Origin of the sequence: Schlesneria sphaerica (assembly GCF_044336245.1) — a bacterium.
Taxonomy (GTDB): domain Bacteria; phylum Planctomycetota; class Planctomycetia; order Planctomycetales; family Planctomycetaceae; genus Schlesneria; species Schlesneria sphaerica.
Map to the genome: position 1 here is coordinate 3,495,929 of NZ_CP172346.1, position 14,114 is coordinate 3,510,042.

General features: G+C 56.9%; 11 protein-coding genes. 6 read left to right on the forward strand and 5 right to left on the reverse strand.

The window, feature by feature from the left end; translation table 11 throughout:
• The first annotated feature begins 111 nt into the window (after positions 1–111).
• The gene (locus tag ACGY09_RS12710; protein ID WP_397571792.1) at positions 112–2,319 is read left to right on the forward strand and encodes a M48 family metallopeptidase; all 2,208 of its coding nucleotides are present in this window, start codon (positions 112–114) and stop codon (positions 2,317–2,319) included.
• A 48-nt stretch (positions 2,320–2,367) separates the two neighbouring features.
• Here the strand turns inward: ACGY09_RS12710 and ACGY09_RS12715 are convergent, their stop codons facing one another.
• Both ACGY09_RS12715 and ACGY09_RS12720 read right to left on the reverse strand, forming a co-directional pair.
• Positions 2,368–3,768, reverse strand: a complete 1,401-nt coding sequence (locus ACGY09_RS12715) for a PQQ-binding-like beta-propeller repeat protein (protein WP_397571793.1) — start codon at positions 3,766–3,768, stop codon at positions 2,368–2,370.
• A gap of 260 nt (positions 3,769–4,028) precedes the next feature.
• Positions 4,029–4,997, reverse strand: a complete 969-nt coding sequence (locus ACGY09_RS12720; protein ID WP_397571794.1) for a DUF1559 domain-containing protein — start codon at positions 4,995–4,997, stop codon at positions 4,029–4,031.
• Positions 4,998–5,626: 629 nt separating this feature from the next.
• On the opposite strand from ACGY09_RS12720, the gene ACGY09_RS12725 reads away from it, so the two are divergent.
• Together ACGY09_RS12725 and ACGY09_RS12730 are read left to right on the forward strand one after the other, a co-directional pair.
• Complete coding sequence (locus tag ACGY09_RS12725; RefSeq protein ID WP_397571795.1) at positions 5,627–6,370, forward strand: hypothetical protein; 744 nt, start codon at positions 5,627–5,629, stop codon at positions 6,368–6,370.
• Positions 6,371–6,759: 389 nt separating this feature from the next.
• Positions 6,760–7,872 (forward strand): GTP-binding protein, encoded by a 1,113-nt coding sequence (locus ACGY09_RS12730; protein WP_397571796.1) that lies wholly within the window; start codon positions 6,760–6,762, stop codon positions 7,870–7,872.
• Between the two features lie 109 nt (positions 7,873–7,981).
• Here the strand turns inward: ACGY09_RS12730 and ACGY09_RS12735 are convergent, their stop codons facing one another.
• Positions 7,982–9,259, reverse strand: coding sequence for a PQQ-binding-like beta-propeller repeat protein (locus ACGY09_RS12735; RefSeq protein ID WP_397571797.1), 1,278 nt, complete (start codon positions 9,257–9,259; stop codon positions 7,982–7,984).
• Positions 9,260–9,685: 426 nt separating this feature from the next.
• Here ACGY09_RS12735 and crcB point away from each other — a divergent pair, with 426 nt between their 5' ends.
• From crcB to ACGY09_RS12750, 3 genes are all read left to right on the forward strand, one after another.
• Complete coding sequence (gene crcB, locus ACGY09_RS12740) at positions 9,686–10,060, forward strand: fluoride efflux transporter CrcB (protein WP_397571798.1); 375 nt, start codon at positions 9,686–9,688, stop codon at positions 10,058–10,060.
• A 178-nt stretch (positions 10,061–10,238) separates the two neighbouring features.
• A complete protein-coding gene (locus ACGY09_RS12745; RefSeq protein WP_397571799.1) occupies positions 10,239–10,904 on the forward strand; it encodes a DUF2293 domain-containing protein in 666 nt (221 codons plus the stop codon).
• 801 nt (positions 10,905–11,705) lie between these two features.
• Positions 11,706–12,047, forward strand: coding sequence for a hypothetical protein (locus ACGY09_RS12750; protein WP_373649866.1), 342 nt, complete (start codon positions 11,706–11,708; stop codon positions 12,045–12,047).
• A 117-nt stretch (positions 12,048–12,164) separates the two neighbouring features.
• Here ACGY09_RS12750 and ACGY09_RS12755 read toward each other — a convergent pair whose 3' ends face one another.
• Both ACGY09_RS12755 and ACGY09_RS12760 read right to left on the reverse strand, forming a co-directional pair.
• Positions 12,165–12,875 (reverse strand): CPXCG motif-containing cysteine-rich protein, encoded by a 711-nt coding sequence (locus ACGY09_RS12755; RefSeq protein WP_373649865.1) that lies wholly within the window; start codon positions 12,873–12,875, stop codon positions 12,165–12,167.
• A gap of 163 nt (positions 12,876–13,038) precedes the next feature.
• A complete protein-coding gene (locus tag ACGY09_RS12760; RefSeq protein ID WP_397571800.1) occupies positions 13,039–14,028 on the reverse strand; it encodes an ROK family protein in 990 nt (329 codons plus the stop codon).
• Positions 14,029–14,114 lie beyond the last annotated feature (86 nt).

The following is a 14,114-nucleotide window of genomic DNA, read 5'->3' on the forward strand; positions in this document are numbered from 1 at the left end:
CTGCGACCGATAATCGGAAGCTGAATGATCGTAGTGCACCACCAGAATTTCACAGGTCTTGTCAAATAGTTAAGTTCGAGCACTTCATCCCGGCTGGACCGACGACCTCCTATGACACTTCGAGCTTCGCCCCTCTCGTCTAAGCAGAAAGCGCGCATCCTCGAAGCCGTCGAGAAAAAAGTCCCACTCCCGCCGGTAACGCACAAATATGTGATGGGCCTGGCGCTCACTGCTGCAGCGGTTCTGCTGTTACCTCTGCTTTACTTCGCGATGATGATCCTGCTGGCGGGACTGATATTCGCCACCGTGCGGTACGCCGATCACATTCTTCCGGGTTGGCCCGCTCTCTTACGGGGAACCCTGGTCGGACTGGTTGTCTTATTGGGAACGGGCCTGCTACTGGCATTACTGAAGCCCTTTTTGGCCCGAACTGCCGCAATCAAGCGACCTCGCGCCCTGAGGAAAGAAGCGGAGCCCTTTCTCTTTGAATACATCAACCGGCTTTGCGACGCACTGGGGGCACCTCGCCCGACCGCCATTCACATTACGTGTGACCTGAATGCCGCCGCAGAAATCCGCCGGCGCTGGACCGGTGGTGGAATTCGCCGGGGAATTTCTCTCTACATCGGACTGCCGCTGGTCGCTGGAATGAACCTACAGCAGTTTACCGGAATCCTCGCCCATGAATTGGGCCATTTCACGCAGCAAACGGCGATGTGGCTGGAGAACATGGTCCGCCGCACAAATCACTGGCTGTTCACGGTTGCGTACGAACGGGACGCCGTCGACGAGCGGTTGATGCAGCTATCTTCCATGGGGGGGCTGGTTGCCATCTGTTCGCTGGCGATTCTTGCGATGATCTGGGTCTCCCGCTGGATTCTGTACGCCTTTGCGATGGCCGGAACGGCCATTAGCTGCCTGATGTCGCGTGAGATGGAATTCAACGCCGACCGTTGCGAAGTCCGAATGGTCGGAGCAAAGGCACTCGCCTCTGCCATGCGCAGGCTGCGTGAGCTGGATGTCGCACAACAGACGTCACTTCGCGACATCTCGGCCTTCTACGACGAAGGACGACTTCCAGACGACATCATTGCCCTGTCTGTCGCCAACGCGGGATTTATTACTCCCCGAGTGAAGTCAAAAATTCGTGAGATGATGACCCAGCAGAAATCATCACTGCTGGACACCCACCCCTCCGATCGCGATCGTATCCTGGCCGCAGAGAGAGACGGTTCTCCAGGTCAGTTTCCGCGTGAGATCAGTGGGGAAAAGTTTCCCGCAACGATCCTGTTCGATCGCTTTCGGGAGATCTCTAAAGGAGTGACCGAGCAATTCTATCGCGATTCCCTCAATGACAAATTCTCTCAGCGACTGATCCACCCGGTGGAGAAAATGCTGCAGCGACAGACCGAAGAAATCAACGCGGGCAAGGCGCTGCGACGCTACTTTCAAACCGAAATTCCCCTCCTGCGTCCGCTGCCGATCGCACCCCAATCGACAGCCGCCCCCGAGAATCCGGACGAGATTGTCAGTCATTTGAAGCGGGCCCGCGAGCGAATGATTGAAGAACTGCCCACGTATCAGCGCATCTCACCCCGGTACCGTTATGCCGAAGAGGTCCTGTTTGACACGATCGCGGCCCAGATACTGCTTCAGGCCCAGGTTCCGTTTCCTCCCGCCCAGTATCGCCTGACAGACGCATCTGCACCCGCCGTAGAGACGAAACTGGAGCGCGCTCGCGATGGCGTCATGGTACTCGCCGGAAAAATGCTCGCTTTTGAAACCGAAGCAGGTGACCGCCTGTCATTCGCACTGCAACTGCTTCACGTCCCGGATCTTATCGAGAAAATCAGCGACGGTGAAAACTTATGGTATGAAGTCGATGACCTGCTTCCGCAGGCACAATACGTCAGCCGACTCATTGGTGAACTGCCATCGCTGCGAACCACGACTCACCGCCTGATGACTCTGTGGGAGCACTGTGCATCACGGGAACTCAGCCCGCGTGTCCTGAAGTTGCTTCAAACTCAACTGTCGACTCTCAAATCGCGACTTGAGACAATCCAGCAGGAGATGGGAAATCAACTTTACCCATTCGATCATGCCCGTGCAGACATCACCCTGCGTGATTACGCACTGCCTCATGTTCCGGAAGAACAGGATCTGGGTGGACTGATTGATGTCGCTTATCAAATGCAGTCACGACTGACGACGATTCAGCTACGCCTGTTCGCCCGGTTGGCGCGAGCCGCGGAAAAAATCGAAGACGCGTTAGGAATGCCCGCACTGCCAGAACCGGAATCGGGCGATGACGTCTGATGCGGATCAACGACGAAGGCTCAACTCGCATGTGTGTGTGTGTACGGGTTATTGGGAGGCGCTAACGATCTTCACGCAGTAGAGCGCATTTCCGGACCGAATGACCACACCCTGGGGAATGACGACCGCTCCATACTGAATCGGGCCGGCAGCGTTCTGCATGGCCCTTCTACGGTTCGGGTCCTGCTCCCCCTGGATCGAGGGAACATCCGGCTTTTTTTCTGCCTCTTCGGGGGATGGCCAGAGTCGATTGACCGCGGCGAGTTCGATGTATTCGTCCGCAGCCTGCAGCACGGTCGTAATTCCGTCCTTGCCAAAAACATAGATTCGGTCGCCGACCGGAATGGGTGTCGCCCAGCATGCTCCGCACGAAAGGCGGCGAGAGAAGAGCTCCTTGCCGCTCGCCAGATCCAGGCAGAAGATGACCCCTGACGAATTGATCCAGTAGGCCCGCTGCTGCGAACAAACGGGTGAACTGAACGAGCCTCGTGCCTTGTCCGCAACCCACTGGACATTGAACTTCCAGCCATCATTGTCACGGACGATCCTCCCCAGCAGGTTGGTCCGCTCACCCTTTTCTGACGTCCCCTCTGAGGAACGCGCGGATGCACCAAGCAGCACCTGATCTCCATTGAAGACGATCGGGGTCGCGGACGAATTTCCGCCGACATCTTCGTAAGACCAAAGCTGCTGACCCGAAGCGGGGTCGTATCCATCGACACTGCCGACCGAACTGCACACGATCTGGGGCTGACCATCAATATGGGCCAGAAACGGTGAACTCCAGCTTCGGCGACTCTCGCGTGGGGTCTTCCAGCGCGTCGAGCCATCGTTCTTATTGATCGCCAGGATGTATGATGGTCCGGCATGATCAATCAGAATGTAAAGCGAGCTTTCATCCTGAACGGGCGATGAAGCCAGCCCAAACTTGTTGTCGAAGCGACCGTAATCGACCGACAGTGACCGCTTCCAGACTTCCTTGCCATCGTGAGTCAGCGCAATCAGATCGCCACTCTCGAAGAAGGCGTAGACATTCGTCGCGTCACAGACGGGAGTCGGGGCGGCCCGGCTGATGAGATACGTGCTCTCGACGGGATCGGTCGATGGAATTGGTTTGCTCCAGCGAATCGAGCCATCCGCCAGATCAACTCGTGAAACGTAGTACGTTTCTTTATTCGGTCCCTCAACCGAAGTCACATAGGCAGAATTTTCCCAAACCACGGGACTCGATTGCCCGTCCCCCTGAAGCGAGGCTTTCCACGTCACGGTTTCAGGCGTCCACGTCAGTGGCAATTGCTCTGGATCGACCGGGTTGCTGGAGATTCCCGTCAGAAATCCGCTCCATGGGGGCGTTGCAGGCGGCGTCTGTTCCGCCCCCACCGCGGTAGAAACAGCAGCACAGGCCAGCCAGCACAACACGCTCACAAGCATCGGGAACGGACGATTCATCAAACGCACCTCGAACTTCGATAGCCCTGAACGGCTCACTGACACGTGGTGGGAAGGATAGCGAGTGGCCTCTGGGATCACACTCATTCCCCTACCATTTCAGTTTCTTCTAAGGCGACGAAGACGACTGAAAAACGTGCGAACGAGTTCATCGGAGCCACGGGCCGCCCCTTGTGTTCAGCACCCCAAACGCGCCTCCCCGGCCAAATTCGGCATCGAGAGACATCGAGTCCCCGGGCGTTAGCGGGAGCAATCCCCGATTAGAATTCGCCGACCAGATCACCAGCGGCTCGCGTCGTCAGATTCTGGTAGAGGCCGTGGTCCATATTCGCACTGATGAACCGGACCGAGCCGTCCCCCAGTACAAAGTGAGCTCCCCCGACGTGGTAACTGCTGAAATCGTCGATGTGGTTGGCCGGATTGTTCGGTGTGTGATCACTGCTTCCCAGGACGCGGGTGATCGCGTCGTCACCATTGGCGACCACCCCGGCCCAGGTCGAGGTCCAGCTATAGCCGTTGTCGCGGCGAGTCCTTCGTTCCCCCACAATCAATGTGTTGCTCAGCCCGTCGGTAATATCACGAATCTGGACGCGACTATTCTGGAAAAAGGTCCCCTCACCCATGCACGGAGCGTTGGGGTGATCGGCGCAATGGTCCATCTCGCTGGTCCCAAACACACCGATGTAGTTCGCCACCGCCAGTTCGGCGAGATCCGTTGCGGACTCATCTTGAATCTTCCAGACAGAGCCGGGCGCCGTATCGGATGCACACCGAAACGCCGAGATGGGACTGATACGGGCAATCGCGTTCGCAGGTGACTCCATCTTGGCGCTGAAGTTAATGCTGTTATAGAGCGGTCCCTGATCGATCTGGGGGAGAATCTTCGAGGCCCAGCCCCAACCGTTCATCCCGAAGACATCGGGAGTGGTTCCAGTCACACCGATCCAGCCGGGTGGCAGCGTAGAAAAATTATCGTGGTAGTTGTGCAGAGCGAGTCCAATCTGCTTCAGATTGTTCTTGCACTGCGTCCTGCGAGCCGCTTCGCGCGCCTGCTGTACTGCGGGCAGCAATAGAGCGATCAGTACCGCGATAATCGCAATGACGACCAGCAGTTCGATCAGCGTAAAACCGCGGGGGATTCCGCGCTGTCGATTGATCGGTGGACGTCGGTTCGTGAGGAGGGATTTCGCAGCGCGACCATTTCTGGAGAAAGATGACGTGGGTCCCATGAATTTGCCCCGAAAAAAATTCAACACGAAGATGAGTAAGATGTGGAGATGATAGCATTCGGTGAAAACGAACGCAATGCGTTTGCACATTTTATGCATCAACACATCGCTCGCGGATTGCTGGCCGACTTGGGATTGTTCCCAGGCCGGCCCGTTGGTCAATCAATTTTCCGACGGCCTGATTTCTTTTTGGCCAGAGAACCTCAAGACCAATGTCGCCACTGAGGTATGGTTCCAAATCGCTTCTGATTCGATGCCATTCCTTACGTCGCTATCGCCAGGAATGAAAGAAAAACTGAACGGAAAGCGTCAAACATGCCGCTCTTCAGTTCTCGAAAAGAAGCTCCCGCGTTTGCGATGCAGTCCTGCACTGCGGCAGTGTTTCGGAGTTGATCGGCGATAGACAATCCGTATCTGTCCCCAAAGCGACTCTGGCTGATCGCCGCACGCCGTCGACAATTACAGGCCTTGGCGATCCGACGTCTCCTCACATCCCCAGTCAGGGGTGCCGCTTAGTTCGCTGGGGACGTATCGGTTCCACCGTCGTTCGGATTCGTTCTGGCGTTTTGCTCCGGCAACTGGGATACTGCACAAGTCAAAATGACTGAGACCAAAATGAGAGCCAGACCATGCGAAGTTGTCCATTTCTGCGTCGAACACTCCTGATTCTCTGCCTCGCCATCACAGTCGCTGCGGCGGCTGACACGCCACAGGAAGAGACAACCAGGTCAGCCGCGATTCAAGCTCTTCAGGAATACAACGTTCTGGTGGGAACATGGCGCGGAATCGGCCAGCCAAAGCGTGGTTCACAAGCCGGAGCCTGGCAGGAACGTGTGGAATCGGTCTGGGAACTGAAACCCAAAAGCACGGGAATTCGCTGGGCCATCAGCGGGAGCAAACAATGGGAATCTGCTCTCCTGAGTTACGACGAAGAAGACAAAACGTTCACGCTGACGGTGACACTCGCTGACAAGTCGACTCGGATCTACCGGGGTAAGCCAATTGAAAAACGGCTGGTCCTGGAGTCTGCATCGGAGGATGACCCAGATGTCCAGCGAGCCACTCTGACCCTCCTGAACGAAAATCGCATCACGCTGCTGCTGGAAAAGCGGCCCCACCAGCAATCGTTTTTCTCGCGCGTCGCCGAGATCGGATACCAGCGAGAGGGGACAAGACTCGCCGCTGTCGGAAACTCCGGTCCGGAATGTGTCGTAACCGGAGGTCTCGGAACGATTGCCGTGATGCATCAGGGCAAAACCTACTACGTTTGCTGCACCGGCTGCCGTGACGCCTTCAATGACGATCCCGAAGGGACGCTGGCCGACTTCAAAAAGCGAAAAGAGGCAGAAAAAGCGGCGAGGTCCGAGAAATAGAGATCGCCGATCACGACAGACTCAGAACGCAGGACAGACAGGATGAACCCGTTCTGAAAGTAAGTCATGACGCTGCGGCATCCCTGACATCGAATTCGGGTGAAGCGCAGAAGAGGTTGCAGTTGAGGGATCCCGCTTTCGCCCGAAAGTTCCACCACAGCCGGGCAGTCTCGCCCCCCCCTCATGCTGACCACCCCAAACGCGGTCGCCCCTGTTGGTTAACTTAATCATTCTCTGCCATTATGCTCGGAACGATTCAGCAGAAGATGATCAACACCCTCAGCGTCCCTCACCTTTGCCGCACATGGAGAGGCAGGGACCTGAGCGGGATTCGCATACTGCCGTCGAGAGTTTCAATCCATTGCAGCGCAGGTCACGAAAGGGAAGACATGTCAAAGTCGGTTCGATTCATCATGGTCGGTGGGTTTCTGGGGGCAGGGAAGACGACAACACTTTCGCGACTGGCTGGTCACTATACTTCCAAGGGATTGAATGTCGGGATCGTGACCAACGATCAGGCCGCCGACCTGGTCGATACGAAATCCCTTCGTTCGCAGGGTTTCGATGTCGGCGAAGTGGCTGGCGCCTGCTTCTGCTGCCGATTTGACGACCTCATCTCGACGATTGATTCACTGGGAATCGAGAAGGCTCCCGATGTGATTCTTGCTGAACCGGTCGGGAGTTGTACAGACCTCGTGGCCACCGTCATCCAGCCCATCAAACAGCTTTATCAGTCGCGGTTTCAAATCGCTCCTTACGGCGTCATTCTGAAACCGAGCCAGGGCCGGAAGATTCTCAAGAACGAACCGGGAACCGGATTCTCTCCGAAAGCAGCCTACATCCTGCAAAAGCAACTGGAAGAGGCCGATGTGATTCTCATTAATCGCGTCGATGAACTTTCGCCAGCAGAGTTGGCGGAACTCCACGCGCTGCTGGAAGCGCAGTTCCCCAACACACCCCGACTCGCCGTCTCCGCGAAGTCTGGTGCGGGATTTGATGCCTATCTCGAATTCCTCGATCAGGTGGGTGACTTTGGTCGACGAATTCTCGACATCGACTACGACACCTACGCTGAAGGGGAAGCGGAACTTGGCTGGCTGAACAGCAGTGTGCAGATCACCAGCCCGAGCGAGTTCGTACTCGATCAGTTTCTGTTAAAAGTGATTGGCGACATCAAAACCCGCCTCGTCGAGCAGGGGTTTGAAATCGCGCACCTGAAAGTCATCGGGCTGAGCGCCGCGGCATTCGGAGTGGCGAACCTTGTCACTCGTGATCTGGCCCCCGAACTGTCTCTCCCCTCACACGCTTCAACGCGCCAGATCGATCTGGTCCTCAACGCACGGGTGGCCTGCGACCCGGATCTGCTTGGCAAGTTGAGCGAAGAATCGATTCGAAAGATCTGTGCCGAGACCGGGACAACTCCTGTCTTCGGAAAAGCTCAAATGTTCCGGCCAGGCCGTCCACAGCCGACCCATCGGGTTGCTGCGTCGGCCTCCAAATAGGGGACAGAGCATAACCCGCCGCCACAGTCCCGGTTGCGACTGTGGCGATCGGATCGACGAGATTCTGGCAAGACCGGTACGGTGGACGTCGGCATCCACCCGATCGGGATCAGCGTTCGCCCCGCTTTCCGTTGGGACCACCGACGGACATCAGGTGCGAGAACGTTCTCAGGAACAGCGTGCCGTTGGCAATCGCCGGTGTGGCTCGTGAACCTTCACCGAGCGAAACTCGGCCCAGTTCAGCGAACTCCTTTTCCGCAGCCAGAACGACGACCTCGCCATCCTGACTGAGACAATACAGCTTGTCGTGCGCGCGGACGGGCGAACTGTTGTAGTTGCCACCAATCCGCTGTCGCCAGTGAACCTTCGCCGTCTTGAGATCAATACAGCTCGCAACTCCCCCGTCGGAAACCAGAAACAACAGGTCACCTCGAGCGACAACCGTGGGAACATAAGGGGCCTGAGCGTCGAACTTGTACGCCAGGGACGCGTCGGTCCCATCGCTACGCAAAGCGACCACGTAACTGCCTCCGCCGCCCGAACCCGTTCCGCCGAAGATCATGTCGCCCATCACGAGTGGCGAACTGACGGTCCGCTTATCAAAGCACTTGTTGAACCAAATTTCTTTTCCCGTGCGCGGATCCAGTCCAAACATTCCGTCACCCGTACTCATGGAGACGATTTGCCGTGGTCGGTTCTTCGGTTCGAACAAGGCTGGTACGGCATAACTTGTGTTCACCGGATTACGGGGGATGCGCCACCGTTCTTCCCCGGTCGCGGCATCGAATGCCATCATGAAACTTTGCGGTTCCTCCGCCGGATTGGGACCATCCTTGGCCTCTTGTGAGTTTGACAGCACGACGAGATCGTCGACCAGCATCGGCGAAGTACCGAACCCGTGCTGGCTGTACCATCGTCCCAGATCACTTTTCCAGAGAATCTCTCCCTGATGCGATAACGCCATCAATGTCACGCTGGCAGGATCTGACCACGCGACATACACACGATTGGCGTCCACTGCAGGAGTACTCGATGCATAACTGCTTTGCTTATGCAGGTGGTGGGGCGTCGATTCGAACGAACGATTCCAAAGCTCCGTTCCAAGCGTTGCGTCGTAGCTCAAAACATAACGGGTTGCCGTTTCGGGATCTGCACTCAACAGAAACACCTGATTTCCCCAGACCACGGGGGAGGAGTGCCCCAGTCCGGGCAACTTGACGTTCCAGTTGTAGTCTTCGGACGTCCATGTCGCGGGAGTCGTCGTCGCCTCACTCTCTCCGGTGCCATTCGGCCCTCGAAACCGCGTCCATTCCTGTGCCGCCACGGGGGACGAGTCGCCACAAAGTGCCATTGCCGCCAGGATGGTCAGTAGTCGCACAGCCTTCATTCTCGGAACTCCTCGGCAAACGGCTTCCAGTTGAGAGACACTACGGAACGGGAGTATCCGTCCCCTTCCCGCGCTGAGAGTGACTGTAGAACAGGCTACTCCGCCCGCTCTGCGGTGGGCCACCGTTGTGGTGCGGAACTGACGCAGCGGTCCCCTGATGATAAAACGTGACGTGAGCCCCTCAAAGTCACCGGCTCGAAATGGTCAACACGGGCCACCGCGCGGCCAGCTCACTTCGTCGCATCACCCGACCTTTGCGTGAACAAAAACAGGCTGCGGAACATGAGACTCTGGCGACTCGACCCGCTACATTATTCGTTGCTAGAAGCCTCGCTGTGGGCCTCCTGCATTTCATGAAGAACAGAGTTCGATACCGGAGTCGGCCCGGCTCGTCTCACCGACTCTGACTCACAGGAACCGGGATTTATGTCGAAATTGAGTCTGATTTTTGTCGCCGGTGGGTTAGGAGCTCTCGCACGATTCGGACTCGGCAATCTCATCCATCGGTGGTACGAGGGCCCGTTCCCGCTGGGAACGTTCGTCATTAATGTCCTCGGTTGTCTGATGTTTGGCTTCGTCTGGTCCCTGGCGGAAGGCCGGTCGCTCATTAGCGTGGAACATCGAGCAATCATTCTGACCGGATTCATGGGTGCCTTCACCACATTCTCGACCTTCGCATTTGAAACCGACGGGCTGATACGAAACACAGAATGGCTGATGGCCGCCGGCAACATCGTCGGACAGGTCGTGCTCGGTCTGATTGCCGTCACCGTCGGCATGGCAGCAGGTCGGCTGCTGTGATCAACAATAGGTAACGTGCGTAGCTTGCGGGATTATGTTCACAGTAGGTCTCTGTCTGGCCGCACAGACCTCGAGGCCTCATGAGCGTTGTCAGCCCCTTGCCAGAGAACGCGAGGCGGTGCCGTCCCTTTCCCCAATTCAACCATCGAAATCAGAAGACCAAGGACGTGACTTACCGATGAGCGACAGGATTTTCAGTCCCGGATTAACCCCCGATACAGTCCGGGCCGCCGACGGGACGGTGCTCTCCATCCCCGCAGGCTGGGTATTGCTCCCTCCCGGTGATGCGGCACTGACTCGCCGAGTGAAAGGGGCTGGCGAACACTTTGTCGTCGCGGAGAAGAAAGGAAGGAAGGTTTTTTCGAAAGGTGTATGGGCATCCGCAGAGATTATCGAGCGAATCCGGATCGACCTCGCAGCCGAGCGATCAACGGAAGGGCACGCACGCAAAAAGGAAGCAGACGCCAGACGTCGCGAGAAAGCCCAATCCGAGTATGTCACGGACTTCTATGGAGCCGTCCTCGCGTTCCTTGATTTTCACGCTCGGTACGCCGAGCTCGCACAGCGGTTAGCGAAAGCCGTCACGGAGCACGCCACCCCGGTAGGGAGTGGGACCGTGGCTCGCACCGCCCGCATCCCTGTGGAACAGCGCGCTGAAGCCGCAGTCATCGCGTGGATGCGACATCAGACAACCGCTTACGACTCGATGAAAATCGAACGGGTCAAAGGGAAACGTCGAGAAGTCCGCCGGATGCTGGCCCAGCGATCAAAGGACTTACTGACCCAGTATCGACGCGGAGAAACACCACACTCCGATTGTCCGTTGCAGCAGGCACTTCAGTAATACTACTGGCTCGATACACACCTGCTCGAAACGGTGACGCGTCTTCAGATGGCGAAACGAACCCTCTCTATCGAGTTCGATAGAGAGGGAACCTCGGCAACAGCACGATGGGAAACACGAACAGACTCAATGCGCGGTTCCCAGCCATCGTGGTCGCCCATCGAGTGCAGCGTTACCAGACGCAGCGCGCCATCGCAATCTATAAACGAGTCCGCGCTGTCATTGTGAAAACTGGCTGAAATCGTTGTCTGTTAGCTCTCCCGCAGCTTTCTACAGAAGAGGAGATCCACCCCCTCACGTCCAGCCGTGGTATCGGGTGCTTACCGAAGCCCCACATGTGGAATTGGGTGAGGGATTCTGGAAATCAAGACAACGTCGACATTGAAAAGCATCTTTCACAGCCCCGCAAGTAACCGAGATTCCGTTCGTCCGCAGGGTGAATCGGCTCCCCAATAAACCGAGCGCAATCAGATTGGGCAATCTTTTTCAACCGAGATTGCCGGATCTTAAATCGAAGTTCTCGGCCTGTTTAGGCTAACGCTACGGCTAATCAAGAACTCTTCTCTTCCGTCTTCAAAGTCGCAGGAAGGCGACCGCGATACCGTATGAGAATCAGGAATAGCAGGAGGTCGGCCAACGCGCAATCAGGGCCAGGGAAGGGCGGAGCAATCCTTTCAAGACGGAATTCAATCCAGTCTCGAAGCATCCAGACGGTGGCATGTGGTCACGGGGCTTGGGCACATTGATTGCTAAACCCAAGGGATGTGTAACCCACTCTTTCGTTAATGAGGACACCCCAAAATGGCTGAAACTCTCACACAAGCAGACAAAACGTCCAAGCAGGCATCCGGTCGTCGTGAGCCATGGAACGAAGGATCGATGCAACCGCAGCAATCTCAACCCCCTGTCGCTGAAGGGACTGTGGCCCGTACAATCGAGCAGCAGACAGTTCAGATTCCGTCAGACTGGTTCCTGTGGGCGGCCGGCGCCTCTATCGTCGGTTCGCTCGTACTCCATTGTTCGGACCGGAAAGAAGACGGGGTCTTCGTCGGGCAGTGGGCTCCCACCTTGCTGATTCTGGGGCTGTATAACAAGATGGTCAAACTGCATGGCTCCGACGGGAATCATCTGAACCAGCGATGACTAGATCTGACCGGTTCTCTCCTCAGCTGCAGTCTTACCACTGCAGCTGACTTCTTTTCTTGTGAGTAACCGGTACCCACTGCCCACCCCTGCATGGGAAACCGTGAAATCGTACGCTCAGTGCTCTTCATAGTCCTGTTCCGGCTGTGCCGCGACTTGAACCGTCCCGTCCTCGTCGATCGTGATGTGGATCTGATTGGCCCGGCAGCAGACGGGACAATCCTCGACGTACGTCTGATGAGTCCCTTCCGTGCGGTCGAGAGGGATCACAATTTCCTCACCGCAGGCATCGCAGATATACGTGACATCCCCTGAAGTTTCCGTGCCGGCCATCAACGTCTCATCGAGCATCGGCAACTGTTCCTGCGAGGTGAGAAGTTCGCACCCCCAGAGCATCACACCCAGTGACGATTCATCGGCCAGCCGATGATCATTCCCCACCTCCAGCAGTACGTCTCTCGGCAGACCACTATTCCGGATCAATTCCTCGGATTCGGTGAACGGGATGACGTCATCCCTTCTCGAATGGAGAATCAGTGCATTGGACTTCACTGATTTCGCTGTCCCCCACCGCTTCCAGGCCGGGCAGAGAAGTACGAGTGGCGTACTGCCTGACTGGATGTTCAAGGCGACGGCGCCACCACGCGACGATCCGACGACAACGTCAGGCCGCTGCTGATCATAGACGGCCTGAGCCGTCTGTACTGCCGCGCGAAAGTCGTCGTCGTCCAGAGCCGGATTGAACACGATGTGCCCGTGATCTTTGAGATACGTCGGTTTCACACCGCCAGGGACCGAATTCCAACCGTGTAAAAAGAGAATCTTCATCTCTTCACAACTCCATTCGTGCTGCCACCTGCGGCCTTGATCTGCCTGCTGGAGGGCATGAACAAAAGCAGCCCCACTCAGGACGTCACAGCGGAGCGATCCGCCGGGCGGCCCTTCGCTGATGTCCGTCGAGTCAGGACGATTCAGATCGCGTCCGTTGCCATCACGCTTCCTCAACGCATTGTCGAGCCCAGGCGGCGGCCCCCATCGAACCGGCATCGTCGCCCAGTTTCGCAACCTTGATATCGTAGGTCTTCAGGTACGAGGGCATCACACGGTTTGCGAGCGTCTTCGACACTTCGTCCACGAATAATTTCGGCAGGGCTTCGACGAGTCCCCCCCCGAGTACGATCATATCGGGCGCCAGCAGGTTCACGGTCCCGGCGAGTACCAATCCGATTTGGCGTGCCCCTTCCCTGAGGATGTCGTCGACGATTTTGTCTCCCGCTTCAATCGCATCCTTGATGGTGCCGCTGCGAATATTGGTCAGATCGGTTCCGGCGGCGCGCAGAATGTTCGGGGCCTGACCGCGGTAGGCTGCTTTCGCGATCTCGGCTGACAACGCCAGACGACTGGCAATCGCTTCCAGACAGCCACGTCGGCCACAGCCACAAAGAGGACCATCGGAATCGACCGGGACATGTCCGATTTCCAGACAACTGCCTGTGCGACCACGAAAAATTCTGCCGTCGTAAATCATCGCCCCGCCGATCCCGGTGCCGGGAAAGACGCCGAGGGCTGTCCGCGATCCGACCGCTGCCCCAAAACGGTATTCACCGTACAGCCCGGCATCGACATCGTTGCAGACGAAGACGGGACAACCAAATTCTTTTTCCAGCGTCTTCTCCAGTGGAACATTCTTCCACCCGAGATTGGGAAGCTCGAGGATCACACCCTCTTCAAGATTGAGGGGTCCCGGGCAGCCAATTCCGATTCCGCCCAGCATCTCTTTTTTGTGACCGGCGTCTTCCAGAAGTTTGGTAATGCTGTTGATGATGCGACCGACACCCGCGTCTGCCCCTTCCGAGCCGCGACTTTTCTTGCGCCGACGTCCCAGTACGTCAAACTTGCTATCGAAAAGCATGGCGTTCATCTTCGTGCCGCCAAGGTCGAATCCAACCCAGACCCTGTTTTCGGTCAGCGCTTCGTTCATCAATCATCCTGCCAGTCTTGTTCTTCAGGAACTGCAACGCCGCCACCTGGCCACGATGGTTCCTCTGAGCCTCAAGATAGCATAAC